Source organism: Burkholderia sp. MSHR3999, assembly GCF_000833595.1.
GTDB classification, from domain to species: Bacteria; Pseudomonadota; Gammaproteobacteria; order Burkholderiales; family Burkholderiaceae; genus Burkholderia; species Burkholderia ubonensis.
The window spans coordinates 1,128,645-1,149,379 of sequence record NZ_JRFO01000007.1 but is presented as its reverse complement, the minus strand read 5'-3'; the positions used below and the strand labels follow the sequence as shown (position 1 = coordinate 1,149,379).

Sequence of the window (20,735 nt, the reverse complement as noted above, 5' to 3'; positions counted from 1 at the left end):
TTCCATTTCAAAGTGTTTTAACGCAACTCATTGGATCGAAAAATGCAACAATCGCAACGCTTCGGGTGTTGCGGGGCGTAAAGATGAGGAAAACTGTAGGCTGACGGCCGGCGCGCGACGGTCATCCGTCGAAATCTGCTAGGCTTGCGCCTTGATATGAATACCGATACCAAGAAGGCTCTCGACGAGACCAGCAAATACCTGAGCTACGTCCTCCGCCACGCGCCGCAGGCAGTCGGCCTGCAGCTCGACCCGGAAGGCTGGGCGGATCTCGATGCGCTCATCGCCGGCGCATCCCGCGCCGGGCGCGCCCTCGATCGGGCGACGATTCAGGCCGTGGTCGCCACCAACGACAAGAAGCGCTTCGCGCTATCCGGCGACGGCCGGCGCATTCGTGCGGTGCAAGGCCACTCGACGCCGGCCGTGCAGCGGCAATACCCGGAGCAGCGCCCGCCGGACGTGCTCTATCACGGCACCGCCACGCGCTTTCTCGATTCCATTCGCGAACAGGGGCTGAAGGCCGGCGCGCGCCATCACGTGCATCTGTCCCGGGACGTGACGACGGCCATCGCGGTCGGCACGCGCTACGGCAAGCCGGTGGTGCTCGCGATCGACGCGCAGCGCATGCACGCGCGCGGCTTCAGGTTCTTCGTGGCCGAGAACGGCGTGTGGCTCACCGACGCGGTGCCTGCCGAGTTCCTGTCGACGCTCGACACGCCCGCCGCCTGAACCGACTGCGCGGCCGCGCACCGCGTCATGCCGGGCGAACGCCGCTGCCGCACCGCGGCAGACTGCGCTCGCGGCAACGGTCAGCGCACCCAGAACATCGACGCGATCGACAGCGACAACGCCGCGCACAACGGCGAATAGCAGAGCGTATCCATCCGCGCAAATCGTGATCCGCGGATGTGCTTGAAGAAACCCACGTAGCGGAAGTCGCCGATCGCCCGCACCGCGAAGATCAGTGCGAGCGCAACGGTCGCGAACGCGACCGCGCTCGCATGCGGGCTCGCCCCCAGCCAGCCGGCCCGCGCGGCGATCACGCCGGCGCCGGCGAGCAGCGCCGCCGCCACCGCGAACGTGCCGGCGGCACTCGGCCGCAGCACCGGCTCGCCGTCGAGTTCGGGAATCGCCGCCCCCTTGCCCACTCGGCCGCCGCATGCCCAATAGACGTGGATCAGCGCGATCGCGCACAGCGTCGGCACGATGAAATACGCAGCGGTCATGGTGAATCCGTCTCCTTGTGTCCCGGTAATTCGCCGGCCCTCGATCCGGCGCGCGGCGTGCATGCCGCGAAGCGTATGACGATACCGAAATCGCGCGCGCCGTGCATTGCGGCGTCCGGTCGCGGGTCCGGCAATGGCCGACGCCGCTTCGCGTCGGCCTTCCGTCGCGGCCGCGCTCCATGAGCGACACCCGGCCATGCGCGCGCTTTCCGCTGCGCAGCAGCAAAGGCCGCTCGCTGCATTGCCAGCCTCCGCGTCGCGGCGTTCATGCGCGCCGCCGCTTGACTTCCATCCGTGCGCTACTACCCTTTTATTCCAGGACTGCAGTCGAGGCATGAACGCGAAATCGCTCACGCCTGCCTGCCGGAGGAACCGCTTGATGAACGAAGCCCTCGAACGCCGCGCGCTGCTGCTGCATCTCGGCAGCGTGATGCGTACCCTCAGTTGCCTGCTCGAAAGCGAGCGCGACGACGCCGCGATCGGCGCGCTGATCGCGACGCGGCCGATGCTTGCCGACCTGCCGCTGCTCGAACACGTGTTCGATCACATGACGGTGCGCGAATTCGCGAGCGCCGTGCTGCACGCGTTCTGCCTGTGGCCGCAGTTGCTGCTCGATGCGCAGCTCGATCGCGACGCGCTCGCCGCGCCGGTCTGCGGGAAGCTGTTCGCCGGCAATCCGCGCGGCTGGACACGCTATGTCGAATCGCTCGCGGCCGACGTGCCGTGGTTCGGCGCGGGCATCCAGCCCGCGGAATCGCGCGCCGAGCGCGCGGCGCCGGCGGAACGGGCGGACCCGATCGCGAAGACCGCATAAAGCCGTCGCGACAGGCCGCCGCGACAGGACGCGCCGACGCGCACGCATCGCCGTGCGCGCGGACGAACGCGGCCGCCCGCCCGGGCCGCGGTGGAACACGGATAACGAAGGCCCGTGGAGGTGACCCATGCTGATCGGAGTGCCGAAGGAGATCAAGAACCACGAATACCGCGTCGGGCTCACGCCGGCCGGCACCCGCGAACTGACCCGTCATGGGCATCGGGTCCTGGTGCAGCGCGGCGCCGGCACGGCGATCGGGCTGCACGACGACCACTATGCGGCGGCCGGCGCGACGCTGTGCGACGGCGCGGCCGACGTGTTCGCGCAGGCCGACATGATCGTCAAGGTCAAGGAGCCTCAGCCGGCCGAATGCGCGATGCTGCGGCGCGGCCAGATCCTCTATACGTACCTGCATCTCGCGCCCGATCCGGAACAGGCGGCGGCGCTCGTCAAGTCCGGCGCGGTGTGCATCGCGTACGAGACCGTGACCGGCCCCGGCGGCGGCCTGCCGCTGCTCGCGCCGATGAGCGAGGTCGCCGGACGCATGTCGATCCAGGTCGCGGCAACCCATCTCGAGAGCCCGCGTGGCGGAATGGGCCTGCTCATGGCGGGCGTGCCCGGCGTGCCGGCCGCGCACGTCGTCGTGCTCGGCGCCGGCGTGGTCGGCACGGGCGCGCTGCAGATGGCGGTCGGCATGGGCGCGCGTGTCACGGTGCTCGACAACAACGTCGGCCGCCTGCGGCAGCTCGACCTGGTGTTCGGCAACCGGATCGCGACGGTCTGCTCGAACGCGCAGACGATCGAGGAATCGGTGTGCGACGCGGACGTCGTGATCGGCGCCGTGCTCGTGCCGGGCGCATCGGCGCCGCGGCTCGTGACGCGCGACATGATCGCGCGGATGCGTGCCGGCGCGGTGGTGGTCGACGTCGCGATCGACCAGGGCGGCTGCTTCGAGACGTCGCACGCGACCACGCATGCGAAGCCGACCTACGTGGTCGACGGCGTCGTCCACTATTGCGTCGCGAACATGCCCGGCGCGGTTGCGCGCACGTCGACGTTCGCGCTGAACAACGCGACGATCGGCCATGCGCTCGCGCTCGCCGACAAGGGCTGGAAGCGCGCGATGGCCGACGACGCGCACCTGCGCGCCGGCCTGAACGTGTGCGACGGACAGATCACCTACGAAGCGGTCGCCCGCGCGCTCGGGCTGCCTTACGTGCCCGCGGAAGGCATGCTGGCGTGACCCGGCCCGCGCGCGGGCGCCGCGCCGTCACGCGGCGCCGTCGTCCATCCGCTTCACGAGCGCCGCCAGCCCCGCTGAAATGTCGACGGCGACCGGCTCCGCCGCCGTCAGCGCACGCGTGCGCGCGGGCAGCGTCGCGAGCTGGCTGGCCGCATGTGCGCGGCTTGCGTCGAGCGACGGCGACGCGAGTCGCGCCCCGTCGATCATGACCGGCCGCAGCAGCGCATCGCCCGGCTGCGCGTCGCCGTCCAGCGCCAGGCAGTCGGCGTCGATCCGCCCGCTCGCGTCGAGCCGCCGGAACACCTGCTTGCGGCCCGGCCACGTCGCCTTGCCTTCCGAGCGCTTGCGGCGCGGCACGCCTGCGTATTCGACGAGCTTGTACGCGCAGTCGAGCGACGGCGCATCGGACGACGTGTTCATCCGCGTGCCGATGCCGAAGCCGTCGATCGGCGCGCCGCGCGCCAGCAGGTCCTGCAGCCCGTATTCGTCGAGATTGCCGCTCGCGAAGATCGTCACGTTCGCAAGCCCGCCGCGGTCGAGAATCTCGCGCACGCGCCGCGCTTGCATCAAGAGATCGCCGCTGTCGAGACGCACGCCCTTGATCGCGATCCCCTCCGGCGCCAGCATGCGCGCGGTCGCCACGACCGTCTGCGCGGCCTGCTCCACGTCGTAGGTATCGATCAGCAGCACCGCGTTGTCCGGCTGCGAGCGCGCGAAATGCGCGAACGCCTGCGCCTCGTCGCCATGCGCCTGCACATACGAATGCGCCATCGTGCCGAACGTCGGAATGCCGTACGCGATTCCGGCCAGCACCGTCGCCGTTCCGGAGAAGCCTGCAAGGTAGCTCGCCCGTGCGGACAGCAGGCCCGCCTCCGCGCCGTGCGCGCGGCGCAGCCCGAAATCGACGAGCAGGCGCCCCGGCGCCGCGAGCACCGAGCGCGCCGCCTTGCTGGCCGCGAGCGTCGCGTAGTGCAGCAGGTTCATCACGCGGCTCTCGACGAGCTGCGCCTCGCGCAGCGGCGCGGTGATCCGCAGCAGCGGCTCGTCGGCGAAGCACACCGTGCCTTCGGGCATCGCGTGCACCGTGCCGGTGAACCGCCAGTCCGCGAGCGACGCGAGAAAGTCGGCGCGAAAGCGCCCGGTCCGCGCGAGACTCGCGAGGTCGGCGTCGGTGAAACGCGCGCGCTCCAGGTAGTCGAGCACCGGCGCGAGCCCCGCCGCCATCAGGAAGTTGCGCTGCGGCGGCAGCGCGCGCACGAAGAACTCGAAGCTCGCGACGTCGTTCATCGCGGCGTCGAAATACGCCTGCAACATCGTGAGTTCGTAGAGATCGGTCAGCAGCACGCTGTCGCCGTCAACCATCAGCCCCCCTTCGCGCGGCGCGGCGCCGATGCGCGGCCCGCGCCCATCGTGCGCGCGAGCAGCGGCCGCAACTGCGCGAGCGTCCGCGTGTTGAGCACGTCGCCCCGCGTCAGCCAGCCGCGCCGCGCCTGATCGACACCCAGGCCGAGATCGTCCAGTTCGTCGGCGCGCTGCGCGTCCGAGCCGATCGACACCAGCACGCCGGCCCGTGCGGCCTCGCGGCACCAGGTGTCCGCGAGGTCGAGCCGCTGCGGCTGCGCATCGAGTTCGAGGAAGCAGCCCCGCGCTCGCGCGTGCTCGATCACGCGCGGCACGTCGAGGTCGCACCCGTCGGTCTCGCCGAGCACCCGGCCGGTCGGATGCGCGAGGATCGTGAAATGCGGATGGTCCATCGCGCGCAGCACGCGGCGGGTCTGCGCGGCGCGCGGCAGGTCGAGCGCGTCGCGCACCACGCCGACGACGAGATCGAGCCGGCCGAGCATGTCGTCCGGCACGTCGAGGCTGCCGTCTTCGAGAATCCCGGCTTCGACGCCCTTCAGCAGCACGAAATCGTCGTACGACGCGTTGACGCGGTCGATGTCGTCGAGCCGCCGCGCGAGCCGCTCGCCGTCGCCGCCGCGCGCGCCCGGCCGCCGCGCCGGTTCGGTGATCGCCAGATACGAAAGCCCGCGCGCGCGGGCGGCCTCCGCCATCGCCCGCAAGCTGTCCAGGCCGTCCTTGCCGTCCGATGGGCCGGCATGCGCATGCAGGTCGCCGCGCAATTGCCCGCGCTCGACCAGCGCCGGCAGGCGGCCGACCCGCGACGCATCGATCTCGCCGCGATCCTCGCGCAGCTCGGGCGGCACCCAGCGCAGCCCGATCGATTCGTAGACCGATGCTTCGGTCGCGCCGGCGATCCGTTCGTCGTCGCGGAACACGCCGTACTCGTTGATCTTCAGGCCGCCTGCCTGCGCGATGCGGCGCAGCGCGATGTTGTGCGCCTTCGACCCCGTGAAGTAGACGAGCGCCGCGCCGAATGCGTCCGCGTCGACGACGCGCAGATCGACCTGGATGCCGCTGTGCAGCACGACGCTCGACCGCGTCGCGCCGCTCGCGAGCACGCGCTCGACTTCCGCGTAGCCGACGAATGCGTCGGTGACCGCGGCCGGGTCGCTCGCGGTGACGAGGATGTCGAGGTCGCCGACGGTCTCGCGCCGGCGGCGGAAGCTGCCGGCCGGCACCGTGTCGCCGACGCCCGGCACTGCGCGCAGGCGTTCGAGCAGCGGCGTCAGGCACTGTTCGGCGAACGGCAGCAGGAAACGCTGCTGCGCGTGATCGAGGCGTGCGTCGAGCGCTTCGAGCAGGTGCGCTTCGGATTTCGCGCCGAAGCCCGGCAGTTCGCGCACGCGTCCGGTTTTCGCCGCGGCCTTCAGCTCTTCGAGCGTATCGACGTGCAGCCCTTCATGCAGCGCCTTCACGCGTTTCGCGCCGAGCCCCGGCACGTCGAGCAACTCGACGATCGCAGCCGGCAGCGCATGGCGCAGCGTCTGCTGCAGCTCGCAGGTGCCCGTCGCGGCGATCTCGCGCAGCTTCGATGCGAGGTCGACGCCGATCGACGGAATCCGGCCAAGGTCGTCGCCGTGCGCGACCATCGTCGGAATGTCGCGGCCATAGTCGGTAATCGTGCGCGCGGCGTTGCGATACGCGCGCACCCGGAACGGATTGGCGCCCTGGATTTCGAGCATGTCGGCAATCTCGGCGAACACCGCCGCACACTCGGCATTGTGGATCGACATGATCGGCGTGGCTCCTTCCACGTGGATCGCGCCGCGCGCCATGCGGCGGCGCCTGCCCGCCCGGCGCGTTGACGACCAACGCCGGGCGCCCGATCCCATCCTACGCTCGCGGCGCCGTCCGTGCTGAAGGCCGACCGAACGCATGTGCGCCTGACCGTTATTGGCGTGCACCGGCCCTCGACATGCAACGGTCGTGCCGGAACGCGGGCGGCGACGCCCGCCGGCCGACGGCGCGACGATCGGTCCGCACGGCGTCCGGCACGACACCTTCAGTATGGACCGAGGCAGCGCGATTGCGTGACCGGGATCGATTCGTGCGCCTCGCCGTCACGCCGCGTCGCGATCGGCCAGCGCCTTGACCGCGGCCGCATGGCCGCGCGCCTGCAGCTCGGCGATCGTCGTGGCGGAAAAATCGTAGTCGGTGACGAACGACACCGGTCCGGTGCGCTGCAGCGCGATCCGCTCGACGCGGATCGGCGCGCGGTTGCCCATCAGCCGGATGTAGAGCGGCAGTTGCCGGATCATGCTGGCGGCCGGCTCGTCGACGTGCGTCATGATGTTGCCGACGAGATCGCTGAAGTCGTTCGCGTATTCCTCGAAACGCAGGTCGCTGCGCACGCGGTCCATGTAGCTGATCTCCTCGCGCCGCAGCATCACTTCGACGAGGTTTTCCGGCATCCGCTTGCTGCCGCTGAACAGGTCGACGATGAAGATCCGCCCGCCGATCCGGCCGCAGCGCTCGACGATCAGGTCGAGCGGCGAATTGCTGACGATGCCGCCGTCCCAGTACGCATGCCCGTCGAGCTTCGTCCATGGGATGCCCGGCGGCAGGCTGCCGCTCGCCAGAAGATGCTCGGGCGTCAGCCGGTCGACGTAGCTGTCGAAGATGCGCGGCTCGCCGCTCTTCACGTCGACCGCGCTGATCAAGAGGCGCGTCGGGCTCGAGCCGAGCGCAGCGAAATCGACATACTTTTCGATCAGCTTCACGATCGGGCGCGCGTCGTACAGGCTCGTCCCGCGGCCGTAGAGCCAGTCGACGCAGCTCAGCGGATTCCACCAGCGCGGCGCCAGGAAATTGGGCACCCCGAACCAGAACACGTAGGCGGACACCAGCATCTGCTGCCAGCGCGGGTCGCCCGTCGACGGCAGCGGAATCGCCAGCTCGCGCCAGAACGCGTCGAGCGCGCGCGACGGCGACTTCGGATGGCTCGCGATGATCGCGCCGTTGAACGCGCCGATCGACACGGCCGACACCACGTCCGGCCGGATGCCGTGCTCGTCGAGCGCCCGCGCGACGCCGCATTCGAACGCGCCGAGCGCGCCGCCGCCCTGCAGGATCAGCAGCGTCTGCACCGGCAGTCGGTCGAGCGGGAAACGGACATCCTGCAGGCGCCCACGCTCCGCCTTCAGGTCGAGCCGCATCGAGATCGCATCGGCCAGCGACGCGATGCTCGCGGGCGGCTGCGCGACCGCGAACACGGCGCGCAGCGCGTCGTCCTTCAGGTACAGCAGCGCATACGGGCCGTCGCCGAGCGTGCCGCGCTCGATCGTCTCCGTCGCGCCGCGCAGGTCGCCGAGAAAGTTGTAGGTCAGGCCGAACACGTCACCGAAGAAGATCGACACGTCGCGATACGGCACCGGCCGCCCGGCCATGTTGTGCGCGGCGATCCTGCCCTGCCGCATCGCGTTGTCCCAGTGCTCGATGCGGCGCCGGACGCCGAACACCGGGTCGGGGAAATTCGCGACGTCCCCCGCCGCGTAGATGTGCGGATCGGCGCTGCGCAGGAACGCGTCGACCTCGATGCCGTCGCCGATCGGCAGGCCGCTGTCCGCGAGAAAATCGCAGTTCGGCGTCACGCCGATCGCAATGAGCGCGAGGTCGCACGGCAAGGTCGCGCCGTCGCTCGTCAGCGCCGCTTCGACGCGGCCGTCGCCGACCAGCGCGCGCAATTCGCAACCGGTTCGCACCGCGATGCCGCGCGCCGCGCAGCACGCCGCGAAGAAGCGCGACAGCACGGGCGCCTGCAGCATCGGCATCACGTCCGGCTCGCGCTCGACCAGCGTCACGTGCACGCCGCGCGCCTGCAGCGTCGCGGCGACCTCGACGCCGATGAAGCCCGCGCCCAGGATCACGACCCGCTGCGCGCGCCCGGCTTCGCGCCGCAGCGCCAGCATGTCGGCCAGCGTATGCAGGCAATGCACGCCGCCGAGCTCGAGGCCCGGCAGCGACGGCAAACGCGGCGACGTGCCGGTCGCGATCAGCAGCTTTCCGTAGTGGAATTCGCCCTGCGTATCGGTGCGCACGATGCGCGCATGCCGATCGACGTGCGTCGCGCGCGCGCCGAGCAGCAGCGCGATCCGCTGCTGCTCGTAGAACGCCGCGTCGTGCAGGATGATGCCGGTCGCGCCATCGCCGACGTCCGGCAGTTTCGTGAGCGGCGGACGGCGATACGGCGGCACCGGCTCGCCGCACAGCATCGCGATGGTAGCCGCGTCGTCTTCGCGGCGCAGCGTTTGCACGGCCGTCGCGCACGCGACCCCGCCGCCGATCGCCAGGTAGTCGACTTCCCGCATCGCGTCCCCCGGTTGCGCCGCCGTGCGCCGGCGCGTGAACGAGGCGCGGCGTCAGAGCGACGCGCGTGTGCCCGTCGCGTACCGCCGTTCGTGAAGCTTCTGGCAATAGGCGCAGCGCTCCGCGGTCGGCCGCGCGAGCAGGCGCTCGTAGTCGACGGGCGCGTCGCAGTCCACACAATCGCCGTAGCTGCCGTCACGCATCCGCTGCAATGCGCGCGCGACCGCGCGCAACTCCGCCAGCTTCATGCCGATCAGCGCATGATCGACGTCGACGAACAGATCGGCGTTCGCTTCGTCGCCCTCGTCGGGCGCGGCGCCGGCCAGGTCCGCATACGACTCCGACGCGCGCTGGTGCTCGCTCGCGCGAATCTCCGCGCGCAGCGTCTGCTCGCACTCGGTCAATCGTCGATGCAGGGTTTGCCATTCGCATTCGTCGAGCGCCATCGTCGTTCTCCTTGTTCGGGTTCCGCCTGTCCGCTTCTGCGTCCGATCGCAAGCATCGCCGGACGCTACGCTTCCGACGCAGCATAAACCCAATGCGCTGGCGCGTGTTGACCGACCTCATGCAAAGCGGGAGCGGGCCTCGTTCGCAAAAAGCGGGGACCGACGCGAAATCGTTTCGCATTGGCGTGCTGCGCTGCGTGCGGCGAGCCGCCGGACTTCGCGGCTTGCGCCCTGCACGCCCGTCGACGGATGGCGGGACGTGTCGACGCCGATGCGCGCCAGCAGGCCGCATCCCTGCGGCGTCAGCGCCGGATGCGGCGCTTCGCCCGGCGCATCGGAGACGAGTTCGACGAACGACTGCGCGACGAGCGCATCGAAATCGGGACTGAAGCAATCGACATGCTGCGGTGCTTGCGCGACCAGCAGCAGCGTAGAAAATTCGTGCGGGGTCAGCATCTTGACGAGCTCCTCGTGACGAATGTCGCGCCGTGCCTTCTGGCACGAAAGTGACGGCGCGAACCGTGCTGCGCAGTTTGACGGGAATGATTCCCGCGGAACAGTGAGTGATTTCCACGACATCGGAATGGCCGACGATATGCTTGTCGCCGTGCAGGTCTCACCTCGCATTCGACAAGCGCGATGCGTGTCGCAAGACGCACATGCGACCGCATCAGGCACGCTAACGTTTGCGATTTCCGCTCGAACCGTCACGCCGTTGCCTGCGTTCCAGTTCGTCGAGACGATCGCCCAGCATCTGCGCCAGCATTGCCGCGCGGCTGCCTGCACGCACCCGCGCGCGGATCGCGTCGAGGCGCGCGCGCCAATACGCGGGGCGCATCACCGAGGTCGAGGCGACCGGCCGGTCGCGGACATCGACGCGGGACAGCTCGTCGATCATCGCCGCGATATGCCGCAATTCGCGCTCGTCCTCGTCGTTGCATGCCATCGTCGGCTCCGGTGTCGACGCGCGAGTCTCGTCGTCGCGATCGCGCGTCCTTGTCTTTGCAAGTGTAGGAACCTCGTTTGACGGAAGTCTGACCGTCAATCGTCAACGCGATGACAGGCGAAGGGCAATCGTCTGACGCACCGCGGCTTGAGATCGATCAATCCCCTGCATAAAGCTGCGCCGTAGAGTGGGACGACTGGGACAGATCGCACGAGCGGTTCGTGCGAACGAGCGCGCGTGCGTTTTTTGCGCATGTCCTTTGATCGACACGCGGGAGACAGCCATGGTTTTCGGCGTCATCATATGGGTCGCGCTCGCGGCCCTCTTTCCGACGATGGTCGTGCCGACGATTCAGCACGCCATCGCGCCGTCCAGCATGCCCGTCGCGCCGGATGCGCAGCCGAAGGAGGCCGCTCCCGGCGCACCGCATGCCGACGCATCGGCGCCATCGGGTTGACGGCCCTGCGCATCGTCCGCGCCGGCTTCCGGCGCCATTGCCACGGACTGCGAATTAATTTAAATGCGTCCGGCTTTGCAGTGCGCCGCCGGACGCTTTAACGCCGAACGGCGTTCATTCGCTGCGGCACACGCCTGCGCGATCCGCGCGGACGCGGCGACCGCCCGCGGCGTGCGCCTCAGGTGCCGCACGCGCCCCTTCCCGTTCCCGAATCAACGTTGACATGACCGTGCCTGCCCCGATGGCGGCGACGTGACCGCGCGCCGCCGCCATCCCGCAGCGAGCGGGATGCGGTTTGCCGTGCCGTCAGCATGTGCGGCGCGCTTGTGCGCTCGACCGCACAAGCGCGTTCGGGCATCGCACACCACCGCACCTGCGCGCTGCCGAGGCGCCGTCCGCATGATCGATGCGCCGCTCGGCGACGCGCGCGCCATGCGGTCGCGCGCGTCGCCGACGCCCCGACCGGTGGCTCGGGCGACCTCGCGTTCGCCAACGCGGAAGACAGCGCGACCGGCGCGCAAAAGCCGTAACGCGCCAGACGATGCTGCGCACGCTCGTCCAGGACTCAGCGACGGCGCGATACGCTACGTCGCGCCGGTACTTCTTACGCCGCGCGCGACGCCTGATCGGGAACGTTGACTGCTTCTTCGTTGCTATGAAGGGCGATCACGCAAAAGATCCGACGTATCGGTAGAAACACCGATGCTGTAGTCAAACTACATTCATACCATTGGTCGCTGCAGAGGATCGCTACACCCGATCCGGCGGCACGCGATCGGGCCAACCCGACCGTGCCTGGCCGGCCGCGCCTAACCGGCCGTCACGATCCCCTGCCCGGCCCGGCATGCCGACACGGAAGCCACCCTGCATCGCCGGCCGGAAGCATCCGGTGCGATTCCACCGGACGCGCGCAGCTCCTGACCTCACCCGAACAACCGGCATCACGATCATGGAGACAGCAACATGGGGGCAACTTTCTGGTCAGCCGCCGCACTGGCGGCGGCATTCTGCGGCAGCGCCTGCGCCGGTGCGACCGATTTCGGCAACGCATCCGACAGCGTCGACACGTTCGCGTCGAGCGCCGCGCACCGGCGCGCGGATGCGCTCGTGCGCAAGATGACGCTCGACGAGAAACTCCGCTTCATTCACTCGCAGTACGAAATGTCCAAGGTGCCCGGCGGCGGCGCCGGCTACATCCAGGGCGTGCCGCGCCTCGGCATCCCCGACCTGAACATGGTCGATTCGGCGACGGGCTCGGGCAGCACGTCGCAGGCGAGCACGACGTTCCCTGCGACGCTCGCCGTCGCCGCGAGCTGGGATCGCCGCCTCGCGTACGACTACGGCACGCAGGTCGCGATCCAGTTGCGCGCGCAAGGATTCGGGATGGGCCTCGGCGGCGGCGCCAACCTCGCGCGCGAGCCGCGCGGCGGCCGGCTGTTCGAGTATCTCGGCGAGGACCCGCTGCTTGCCGGCGAGCTGCTCGCCGAACGCACGCTCGCGACGCAGCGGCACAAGGTCATCGCGACCATCAAGCATTACGCCGGCAACGAGCAGGAACACGGCCGGCTGGGCGGCAACAGCCAGATCGACGAGCGCACGCTGCGCGAGCTCTATCTGCTGCCGTTCGAGATCGCCGCGAAACGCGCGCAGCCCGGCAGCGTGATGTGCAGCTACAACCGGCTGAACGGCGACTACGCGTGCGAGAACGCGCATCTGCTGAACGACGTGCTGAAGAACGAATGGGGCTTCCAGGGCCAGGTGCAGTCCGACTGGGGCGCGACGCACAGCACCGCGAAGGCGGTCAACGCGGGGCTCGACGAAGAGGAAGACGTCGGGCCGAGCGTGTTCCTCACGCCCGCGGCGGTCAAGCAGGCGATCGCGAACGGCTCGGTGTCGACGGCGCGGCTCGACGACATGGTGCGGCGCAAGCTGTTCGTGATGATCCGCACCGGCGTGATGGACGATCCGCCCAAGGGCGGCGGCGCGATCGACTTCGCGGCCGCCGGCCGGTTCGCGCAGGCGGCCGCCGAGCGGTCGATCGTCCTGTTGAAGAACGACGGCAACCAGTTGCCGCTCGCCGCCGCCGCGCTCGCGCGGATCGCGGTGATCGGCGGCCATGCCGATGCGGCCGTGCTGTCGGGCGGCGGCTCCGGCAACACGCGCGACCCGGTCACGGGTTCGTTCGCGGGCTGCGGCGGCCTCGCGTTCGGCGCATCGGCCGGCTGCAGCTGGTGGCGCAACCCGTGGCTGAAGGTCGACGTGCCGATCGTCGCGGCGATTCGCGCGCTCGCGCCCGCCGCGCAGGTCACGTTCGCGGGCAACAGCGACCAGCAGGCCCCGTTCCGTCCGTACACGCAGCAGGAGATCGACCAGGCCGCGGCGCTCGCCGCTCGCTCCGACGTCGCGATCGTCGTGGTCGCGCAGCCGGCCGGCGAAGACTTCGGCGACCTGCAGAGCCTCGGCCTCGCGAATCCGTCGAACCAGGACGCGCTCGTCGACGCCGTCGCGCGCGCGAATCCGCATACGGTCGTCGTGGTCCAGAGCGGCAATCCGGTGCTGATGCCGTGGAAGGACCGCGTCGCCGCGATCGTCGAGGCCTGGTACCCGGGCGAAGGCGGCGGCAACGCGATCGCGAACGTGCTGTTCGGCAAGGTCAACCCGTCCGGCAGGCTGCCCGTCACGTTCCCCGCGCGCGACCAGGACACGCCGACCTGGAAAGCGGGCGGCGCGTTCGACAACGATCCCGTTTACGCGGAACGGCTGAACATCGGCTATCGCTGGTACGACGCGAACAACGTCAAGCCGATGTTCGAGTTCGGCTATGGCCTGTCGTACACGCACTTCTCGTACTCGGGGTTGTCCGTGTCGCGGCAGCGCGACGGCTCGCTCGGCGTGTCGTTCACCGTGCGCAATGACGGGCCCGTGGCCGGCGCGGACGTGCCGCAGGTATACCTCGGCGTGCCGTACAAGGACGAGCCGCCGCGCCGGCTGGTCGGCTGGGAGAAGATCGACCTGAACCCGGGTGAGGCGCGGCGCGTGCGCATCACCGTCCCGCCGCGGATGCAGAGCGTGTGGGACGCATCGCGCAACGGCTGGCGCTACGTGCCGGGCGGGACGGTGTTCGTCGGCGCGTCGTCGCGCGACATCCGGCTGCAAGGGCGCTGAGCGCCCGACGCTGCGGCGCCCGGCGTTTCGACGTCCGACGCGTTCTTGCATGCGGTAATACACTTGCGAGGGTTCGCCGCGCGCGCCGCGCGGCGAACGTCCAACCGGAAAATCGCAAGGAGCATCAGCAATGGAATATGTCAGGCTCGGTTCCACAGGGCTGCAGGTTTCGCGTCTGTGTCTCGGCTGCATGACTTACGGCGTGCCCGAACGAGGCACGCATCCGTGGACGCTCGACGAAGCCGCGAGCCGTCCCTTCATCCGCCAGGCGCTCGACGCCGGCATCAACTTCTTCGACACCGCGAACATGTATTCGGACGGCACGTCCGAAGAGATCGTCGGCCGCGCGCTGCGCGACTTCGCGAAGCGCGACGACGTCGTGATCGCGACCAAGGTGTTCCACCGCATGCGCCCCGGCCCGAATGGCGCAGGCCTGTCGCGCAAGGCCATCCTCACCGAGATCGACCATAGCCTCAAGCGTCTCGGCACCGATTACGTCGATCTGTACCAGATCCATCGCTGGGACTATCACACGCCGATCGAGGAGACGCTCGAAGCGCTGCACGACGTCGTGAAGGCCGGCAAGGCGCGCTATATCGGCGCGTCGTCGATGCATGCGTGGCAGTTCAGCAAGGCGCTCTACACGTCGAAGCTGAACGGCTGGACGCAGTTCGTCAGCATGCAGGATCACCTGAACCTGCTGTATCGCGAGGAAGAGCGCGAGATGCTGCCGCTGTGCGCCGACCAGGGCATCGCGGTGCTGCCGTGGAGCCCGCTCGCGCGCGGCCGGCTCACGCGCGACTGGGATGCGTCGAGCGAGCGGCTGCAGAGCGACGCCTACGGCCGGACGCTTTACGAAGCGTATGCCGACAACGATCGCGCGATCGTCGAAGCCGTCGCGACGATCGCGCGTGCGCGCAACGTGCCGCGCGCGCAGGTGGCGCTCGCGTGGCTGCTGCAGAAGTCCGGGGTGACCGCGCCGATCATCGGGGCGTCGAAGGCCCGGCATCTCGATGACGCGGTCGCGGCGCTGTCGCTCGAACTCAGCGCCGAGGAACTCGCGGCGCTCGAAGCGCCGTACGTACCGCACGCGGTCGCGGGGCACGAGTAAGCGGCACACGCGCGCCCGGCGACTGCATCCGATGCCGGCCGGGCGCTCGGCGATGGTCGGTGGGCGCGGCCATATGTTTCACTGAGGTTTCACTGAGCGAGTTGCAGTTCGAGAACTGCTGCCATATGCGAGCGTTGAGCGTCCGCTCCCAAGCCCTGATCCAACGAGCGCAGTTACGCGTGCACGCGCCACTGCTTCACATACTCCGGCGTCCCCGTCGGCGCAGCATCGACGACCGGCGCCTGCGGTTGCAGCGCCAGCGGCAACACACCCGCCCACACCGGCAACGACAGGTCGTCTTCGCCGTCCTCCGGTCCGCCCGAGCGGACCTTGCACGCGGCCTCTTCCAGCGGAATGCGCAGCACCGTGGTCGCGGCAAGCTCGTTCGCGTCGCCGGGGCGCACCTCGCGTGAACGACCGGGCGCAAGCCGCTCGAGGAACGTATCGAGCGCCGCGGCCTTGGCCTCGCCTTCCACCGCGTCGAACGCGCCGTAGATCACGGCCGAGCGATAGTTCATCGAATGCTCGAACGCGGAACGCGCAAGCACCAGTCCGTCCAGATGCGTGATCGTCACGCACACCTGCGCGCCGTCGGTCGCGAGCTTCAGCATGCGGCTGCCGTTCGAGCCGTGGATGTAAAGATGATCGCCGTCACGCCAGCACGCGGTCGGAATGCAGTGCACGCCGTGTTCGTCGGCGAATGCGACGTGGCATACATACGCCGCATCGACGATCGCATGGAGCGTCGCGCGGTCATAGCGGCCGAGTTTGGCGATGCGGCGGATGCGGGTACGCGCGGATGGCGACGTTGTTTCGGTGACGGTCACGGCGGGAATCCTCTCAGGTGTTCGTGAAAGGCGCCACGATAGGGCAAGCGTGGCTCTGTTTGTAGACCCAGGATTGATCGAGTCATTGGAGCCACGAGCGATCACTGAGCCGCATCGGTCATGGCGCGATGCCAGGAGCGACGTCCGGACGCTGATGCCGGCGCTCGCCTGCGCACGCTGCAACGCAATGATCGACGCGCCTCGCGGTAAAATTACTTTTTTCGACCGATGCACCGCGTGCAGCCACCCGCTGCCCGCCCGCTTCCGCACCGATGCCGCTCGCCCCGGCTGGCCGGAAACGAACGATGCCGCTGAATCCACCCGGTGGTTTCCCGGCATACAGGACATGACCTACTCACTCGCCACCACCTACAGCCGCGAGCTCGAAATCCGCAAGAGCCGCTTCATCGCGCACGCCATCCCCGTCGAAGATCGCGACGCCGCCATGCAGGCGCTGCAACGCCTGCGCGACGAACACCCGGCCGCGACGCACGTCTGCTGGGCGCTGCTCGCCGGCGGCCAGTCGGGCATGTCGGACGACGGCGAGCCGTCCGGCACCGCGGGCCGGCCGATCCTCGAAGTGCTGCGCCACCATGATCTCGACGGCGTGCTGGGCGCGGTCGTGCGCTACTACGGCGGCGTCAAGCTCGGCGCGGGCGGGCTCGTGCGCGCGTACACGGACGCGATCGCGTCGGCGCTGCTCGACGCGGAGCGCGTCGAACGCATCCGCCGCACGCAGCTCGCGATCGAAATCGGCTATCCGGATGAAGCGCGCGTGCGCCGCTGGATCGAGCAGGCCGGCTACGAACTGGCCGACAGCGCATACGGAATGACCGTGCGCCTCGTGATCCGGCTGCCGGTCACGGCCGAGGCCGATGCGCGCACCGCCCTGTTCGACCTCACGCAGGGCCGCTCGGGTTTCCCCGAACTGTAAGCACGGGCGCCCGCCGCCGCGCCCACCGCTGCGCCCGACATCCGGCCCGTACGGCCCGTCGATCCCCCACTCCGCACTGCAACAATCGGCATCAGACCGGGCAATTCGGCCGATTTTCCCGAAATTTCGGAAAAGTCCCATAGAAAAATTACTTGCAGATATTTAATCTCATCCCGTTTTCCGGATCGTCGCCGCGCAAACGTTTCGCCGGCCAGCCGGACTGGCGCGCCTTGGCCCGGCACGCCGACGGGCGGGGATCCGCATGAAGCGTCATCAATAATCGAATCTCAGCGACGGAAAAACGACGCATGCAGACTATTCAAAAACTGCAAGCCCAGCTTGCGGAACTCGACGAGCGGATCAAGGCGGCTCGCCGCGACGAGCGCAACGACGCGCTGATGCAGGCGCGCCAATTGGTCACGAGCTACGCGCTGACCGCGCGGGAAATCTTCGGGCAAGGCTACAGCGACCGCGCGAAGCTGTTCACGGTCGGCCCCAAGTACCGCGACCCGGTGACCGGCGCGACGTGGAGCGGACGCGGGCGCGCGCCGTCGTGGATCGTCGGGCGCGACCGGTCCGCGTTCCTGATCCGGGAGTAACGGCCGCGCCGCGCGAAGCGGCGCGCGCGGCCCGGCGCCGCGATCGGTTCAATAGACGTCGGGCACGATCATGTCCGCCGGCACCGGCCGGCGGATGTAATCCTCGTGATGCTCGCGCTGCGGCAGGTCGATCGGCGAGCGCGGGATTTCGTGGTACGGCACCTGGTTCAGCAGATGGTGGATGCAGTTCAGCCGTGCGCGTTTCTTGTCGACCGCCTGCACGACCCACCAGGGCGCCTCGGGAATGTGCGTGCGCTGGAGCATCTCCTCCTTCGCGGCCGTGTACGCCTCCCAGCGGCGCCGGCTTTCCAGGTCCATCGGGCTCAGCTTCCACTGCTTCAGCGGATCTTCGATGCGGTTCTGGAAGCGCCGCTCCTGCTCGGGATCGGTGATCGAAAACCAGTACTTCACGATCTGGATGCCGCTGCGCACCAGCATCTTCTCGAATTCCGGCACCGAACGGAAAAACTCCTCGTACTCGTCGTCGGTGCAGAAATTCATCACACGCTCGACGCCCGCCCGGTTGTACCAGCTGCGGTCGAACAGCACGATCTCGCCGCCGGCCGGCAGGTGCGCGACGTAGCGCTGGAAATACCATTGCGTGCGCTCGCGGTTGTTGGGCGCGGGCAGCGCGGCCACGCGGCATACGCGCGGATTCAGACGCTGCGTGATGCGCTTGATCACGCCGCCCTTGCCCGCCGCGTCGCGCCCCTCGAAGATCACGACGAGCCGGTGCCCGGTGCTCACGACCCAGTCCTGCAGCTTGACCAGTTCGCCCTGCAGCCGGAACAGCTCGCGGAAATATTGCTTGCGCGCCTCGCGCCGCTCCGGCGAAAACAGCGTGCCGTCATCGTCGAAGCGACGATCGTCGAGTTCCATCTCGAGTTCCTCGTCGTACGCGTCGACGAGATCTTCCTCGAGCCGGCGCTGGCGCGCCTCGGCCGATTCCATATCGATACGGCTGTCGTTGTCGCTCATGGGGCCTCCTTCCGTGACGCAGCGAATCCGCACCATTATCGCAGGCGCTCGCGCCAGAATGATGAAAGCCACATGTCAGCGCCCGACGTGGCGCCGCCCGCTCGGAAGCGGACTCAGAAGCGGAAATTGAGCAGCACGGTCGCCAGCACCGGATTCGCCGAAATGTCGAATGTATTCGATGCGAGCGTCCGGTTCTGCTGGCTGATGTCCAGCGTGATCTTCGTGCGCAGCGGAATGTACGTGACCATCCCCGTGATCCAGAAGCGGCGCGTGACCTGATAGCTCGCGCCCAGCATGAACACGGGCTCCCATACGCGCTTCACCTTCGCCGACACGTTGGTGCGGCCCGACAGCAGCAGGTCGCCGCCGGCGTTCCACACCCGCTGGACTGACCCCGAGGCCCGCGAACGGCCGGAACCGGTCGTCGCGCTCGCCGAGGTAGTACTTGAACACGACGGAGGCGAGCCACGCGCGCGTGGTCACGAGCGGATTGCTGTCCGGATTGGCAAGATCGATCAGCGGCAGCCGCCCCTTGACGCCCGGAAAGATCCGGTAGAGCGGCAGCCCGATGCTGCCGTGCCCGCGCAGCGTGAGCACGGGCGGAATGCCCCCGCCGAGTTCGGTCGCCCAGCTTTCGCTGAAGAAATGCGTGAACGTGTACGCCGGCGTGTTCGTGTTGCTGAGCGACAGGCTCGAGCCGCGTTTTTTTCGAAACTGTTCTGGCCGAGCGCATCGGTGTGCGTCGTGACGGGCGTCGAGCGGCCGGTCGTCGCGACGAAGCGCCAGCGGAGGCCGACCATGTTGCGGTCGTCGCCGGTCAGCTGCTCCATCAGCGACGGCGCCTGCGCGGCGGGCAGGTCCGGCAGCCACGACGGATCGATCAGGCGCAGCTCGTACGGCATCCGGTCCGCGTGCACGACGCCGGCCGGCTGCGCCGCACGTGCATCATCGTGCGCCACCGCCGCCCCCGCAGGCGCCGGCGTCTGTCATGTCGACGTCGAAGCCGATCCCGTCCGCGCCGTCGTCCCGCGCCAGGCCGCAAGCGCGGCGACCCGGCAGCGTGGCGCGTGTCGCGAACGCCGGCGCTGGCCCGGGTGTCGGCGTCGACACGCCAACCCTGGACCAACGGCGTCGCGGCGCGTCAACTATCGAGTCCGTACGTATGACAGTCAACCCAGTGGAGATCCGTACCGTTGGTCTGCTCGACCAGCCACGGCACAACGGTCTGCGCCTTCTCGTGGATGTCGTGAAACAGAATGACGCCACGACGCCAGAGGAGCATCAGCGTCAACACTCGCTGCTTGACCTGATCGGCATCCACCTTGCTGTTCCAGTCTTGCGAATCGATGTTCCACAGCGCCACATGCAAGCCTCGGGCATCGAAGAACGCGCCGCTGTCAGCGCGACGCTGGCCATACGGAGGCCGAAACAGCGGTACATAGCTGGAAGGCAAGCTGTTCTTGACAAGGCCAATGCTGCGCGTAACCGAGTCCTGCCATTGCGGCCAGGCGCTGTGTGACTTGTGTTGCCAGCCATGCGAGCCCACGCACATACCTTGGTAGGTGCGAGAGAGTTCGCCGGGCGCGTCTTGCTGCAGCCGCGTCTGCAACGGCTCGCCCAGCACGAAAAAGGTTGCGTTGAGATGTTGCTTGCGCAGTGTATTCAGCAACTTGTCGGTGTTACCGCCAGTGGGTGTGGGACCATCGTCGAAGGTGAGCAGGAAATGCCGATCGGCCAATTCGCCGCCGCTCAGTTCGCTGCTCGAATAGGTCGCCACTTCGCTGCTGATGCGCGGGAACAGCGACGCAAGACGCAGCAATTCGTCCAGATAGGTGCGGTGGAACCGCTGAGACGCCGCGAACCACGCGGCGTAACGATCGTCGGGGGCGCGCGTAAAGGCCGCCGCTGCCTTCCTGAACGCCGCCTCGTCAAGCGCCCCGAGGCAGAACGGTTCGTCCCGGACACAATGGACCGATGCCAATGTGTAGTTCGCCGTCAGACGACGCCAGTAAATCTTGCGCGCACGGTCGATCGCATCCTTGTCGAACTGCTTCAGCTTGAGCCGATCGCGCAGCGTGCCGTCGCCGTCATGCTCGCTTTCGCTCAATGCATGCGCAAAGCTAAGCATTTCTGCACGAGAGGCCCGGTCGAAACCCGCCGGGGAAGCGGCAGGATCCGGCCAGAGGCTGCGGTCGACAGACGCGACCGCGCTTGGGCCGGCCGCCTGAGCCAGACCAGCCATCGCCAGCAGACTGAATACGGCAAGGCGTTTGCGCATAT

At 68.6% G+C, this 20,735-nt stretch carries 21 protein-coding genes; 8 read left to right on the top strand and 13 right to left on the bottom strand.

The window, feature by feature from the left end; translation table 11 throughout:
- The first annotated feature begins 156 nt into the window (after positions 1 to 156).
- Positions 157 to 729, top strand: coding sequence for an RNA 2'-phosphotransferase (locus tag KY49_RS28640; protein WP_042587741.1), 573 nt, complete (start codon positions 157 to 159; stop codon positions 727 to 729).
- Between the two features lie 80 nt (positions 730 to 809).
- Here the strand turns inward: KY49_RS28640 and KY49_RS28635 are convergent, their stop codons facing one another.
- Complete coding sequence (locus KY49_RS28635) at positions 810 to 1,226, bottom strand: DUF3995 domain-containing protein (RefSeq protein WP_042587740.1); 417 nt, start codon at positions 1,224 to 1,226, stop codon at positions 810 to 812.
- 379 nt (positions 1,227 to 1,605) lie between these two features.
- Between KY49_RS28635 and KY49_RS28630 the strand changes: the two genes are divergently transcribed.
- Both KY49_RS28630 and ald read left to right on the top strand, forming a co-directional pair.
- Positions 1,606 to 2,040 (top strand): hypothetical protein, encoded by a 435-nt coding sequence (locus KY49_RS28630; RefSeq protein ID WP_042587739.1) that lies wholly within the window; start codon positions 1,606 to 1,608, stop codon positions 2,038 to 2,040.
- Positions 2,041 to 2,167: 127 nt separating this feature from the next.
- Positions 2,168 to 3,283 carry an alanine dehydrogenase gene (gene ald / locus KY49_RS28625; protein ID WP_042587738.1) on the top strand — a complete coding sequence of 372 codons (1,116 nt, stop codon included), beginning with the start codon at positions 2,168 to 2,170 and terminating at the stop codon, positions 3,281 to 3,283.
- 27 nt (positions 3,284 to 3,310) lie between these two features.
- On the opposite strand, the gene KY49_RS28620 is transcribed toward ald, so the two are convergent.
- From KY49_RS28620 to KY49_RS28595, 6 genes are all read right to left on the bottom strand, one after another.
- Entirely contained in the window at positions 3,311 to 4,645 is a 1,335-nt protein-coding gene (locus KY49_RS28620) for a nicotinate phosphoribosyltransferase (protein ID WP_042587737.1), read from the bottom strand.
- Positions 4,645 to 6,420, bottom strand: a complete 1,776-nt coding sequence (polX, locus tag KY49_RS28615; RefSeq protein WP_042588809.1) for a DNA polymerase/3'-5' exonuclease PolX — start codon at positions 6,418 to 6,420, stop codon at positions 4,645 to 4,647. Before polX ends, KY49_RS28620 begins: the two co-directional genes overlap by 1 nt.
- Before the next feature lie 327 nt (positions 6,421 to 6,747).
- Positions 6,748 to 8,994, bottom strand: coding sequence for an FAD-dependent oxidoreductase (locus KY49_RS28610; protein WP_042587736.1), 2,247 nt, complete (start codon positions 8,992 to 8,994; stop codon positions 6,748 to 6,750).
- A gap of 51 nt (positions 8,995 to 9,045) precedes the next feature.
- The gene (locus KY49_RS28605; protein ID WP_042587735.1) at positions 9,046 to 9,438 is read right to left on the bottom strand and encodes a TraR/DksA family transcriptional regulator; all 393 of its coding nucleotides are present in this window, start codon (positions 9,436 to 9,438) and stop codon (positions 9,046 to 9,048) included.
- A gap of 117 nt (positions 9,439 to 9,555) precedes the next feature.
- The gene (locus KY49_RS28600) at positions 9,556 to 9,894 is read right to left on the bottom strand and encodes a hypothetical protein (RefSeq protein WP_042587734.1); all 339 of its coding nucleotides are present in this window, start codon (positions 9,892 to 9,894) and stop codon (positions 9,556 to 9,558) included.
- A 223-nt stretch (positions 9,895 to 10,117) separates the two neighbouring features.
- Positions 10,118 to 10,384, bottom strand: a complete 267-nt coding sequence (locus tag KY49_RS28595) for a hypothetical protein (protein WP_042587733.1) — start codon at positions 10,382 to 10,384, stop codon at positions 10,118 to 10,120.
- A 283-nt stretch (positions 10,385 to 10,667) separates the two neighbouring features.
- Here KY49_RS28595 and KY49_RS38300 point away from each other — a divergent pair, with 283 nt between their 5' ends.
- The 3 genes from KY49_RS38300 to KY49_RS28580 all read left to right on the top strand — a co-directional run bounded on the left by KY49_RS38300 (position 10,668) and on the right by KY49_RS28580 (position 15,117).
- A complete protein-coding gene (locus KY49_RS38300) occupies positions 10,668 to 10,841 on the top strand; it encodes a hypothetical protein (protein WP_175550706.1) in 174 nt (57 codons plus the stop codon).
- A gap of 963 nt (positions 10,842 to 11,804) precedes the next feature.
- Positions 11,805 to 14,006: a glycoside hydrolase family 3 C-terminal domain-containing protein gene (locus KY49_RS28585; RefSeq protein WP_042587731.1), complete on the top strand. Its 2,202-nt coding sequence runs from the start codon at positions 11,805 to 11,807 to the stop codon at positions 14,004 to 14,006.
- A 130-nt stretch (positions 14,007 to 14,136) separates the two neighbouring features.
- Positions 14,137 to 15,117, top strand: a complete 981-nt coding sequence (locus KY49_RS28580) for an aldo/keto reductase (RefSeq protein ID WP_042587730.1) — start codon at positions 14,137 to 14,139, stop codon at positions 15,115 to 15,117.
- A 173-nt stretch (positions 15,118 to 15,290) separates the two neighbouring features.
- On the opposite strand, the gene KY49_RS28575 is transcribed toward KY49_RS28580, so the two are convergent.
- Positions 15,291 to 15,944, bottom strand: a complete 654-nt coding sequence (locus KY49_RS28575) for a pyridoxamine 5'-phosphate oxidase family protein (protein ID WP_042587729.1) — start codon at positions 15,942 to 15,944, stop codon at positions 15,291 to 15,293.
- 346 nt (positions 15,945 to 16,290) lie between these two features.
- Between KY49_RS28575 and KY49_RS28570 the strand changes: the two genes are divergently transcribed.
- Positions 16,291 to 16,878: an IMPACT family protein gene (locus KY49_RS28570; protein WP_042587728.1), complete on the top strand. Its 588-nt coding sequence runs from the start codon at positions 16,291 to 16,293 to the stop codon at positions 16,876 to 16,878.
- A 148-nt stretch (positions 16,879 to 17,026) separates the two neighbouring features.
- Here KY49_RS28570 and KY49_RS37800 read toward each other — a convergent pair whose 3' ends face one another.
- A complete protein-coding gene (locus tag KY49_RS37800) occupies positions 17,027 to 17,188 on the bottom strand; it encodes a hypothetical protein (RefSeq protein WP_156162631.1) in 162 nt (53 codons plus the stop codon).
- Between KY49_RS37800 and KY49_RS28565 the strand changes: the two genes are divergently transcribed.
- Complete coding sequence (locus tag KY49_RS28565) at positions 17,187 to 17,477, top strand: H-NS histone family protein (protein WP_042587727.1); 291 nt, start codon at positions 17,187 to 17,189, stop codon at positions 17,475 to 17,477. The genes KY49_RS37800 and KY49_RS28565 overlap by 2 nt on opposite strands.
- Positions 17,478 to 17,525: 48 nt before the next feature.
- Here the strand turns inward: KY49_RS28565 and ppk2 are convergent, their stop codons facing one another.
- The 4 genes from ppk2 to KY49_RS28550 form a co-directional block, all read right to left on the bottom strand.
- Complete coding sequence (ppk2, locus tag KY49_RS28560) at positions 17,526 to 18,455, bottom strand: polyphosphate kinase 2 (protein ID WP_042587726.1); 930 nt, start codon at positions 18,453 to 18,455, stop codon at positions 17,526 to 17,528.
- Positions 18,456 to 18,568: 113 nt separating this feature from the next.
- On the bottom strand, positions 18,569 to 18,835 hold the full coding sequence (locus KY49_RS39360; RefSeq protein WP_059628783.1) for a hypothetical protein: 267 nt from the start codon (positions 18,833 to 18,835) through the stop codon (positions 18,569 to 18,571).
- Between the two features lie 135 nt (positions 18,836 to 18,970).
- Entirely contained in the window at positions 18,971 to 19,357 is a 387-nt protein-coding gene (locus tag KY49_RS39355; RefSeq protein WP_442854654.1) for a hypothetical protein, read from the bottom strand.
- A 239-nt stretch (positions 19,358 to 19,596) separates the two neighbouring features.
- Positions 19,597 to 20,733 (bottom strand): polysaccharide deacetylase family protein, encoded by a 1,137-nt coding sequence (locus tag KY49_RS28550; RefSeq protein WP_042587725.1) that lies wholly within the window; start codon positions 20,731 to 20,733, stop codon positions 19,597 to 19,599.
- Between the last annotated feature and the right edge of the window lie 2 nt (positions 20,734 to 20,735).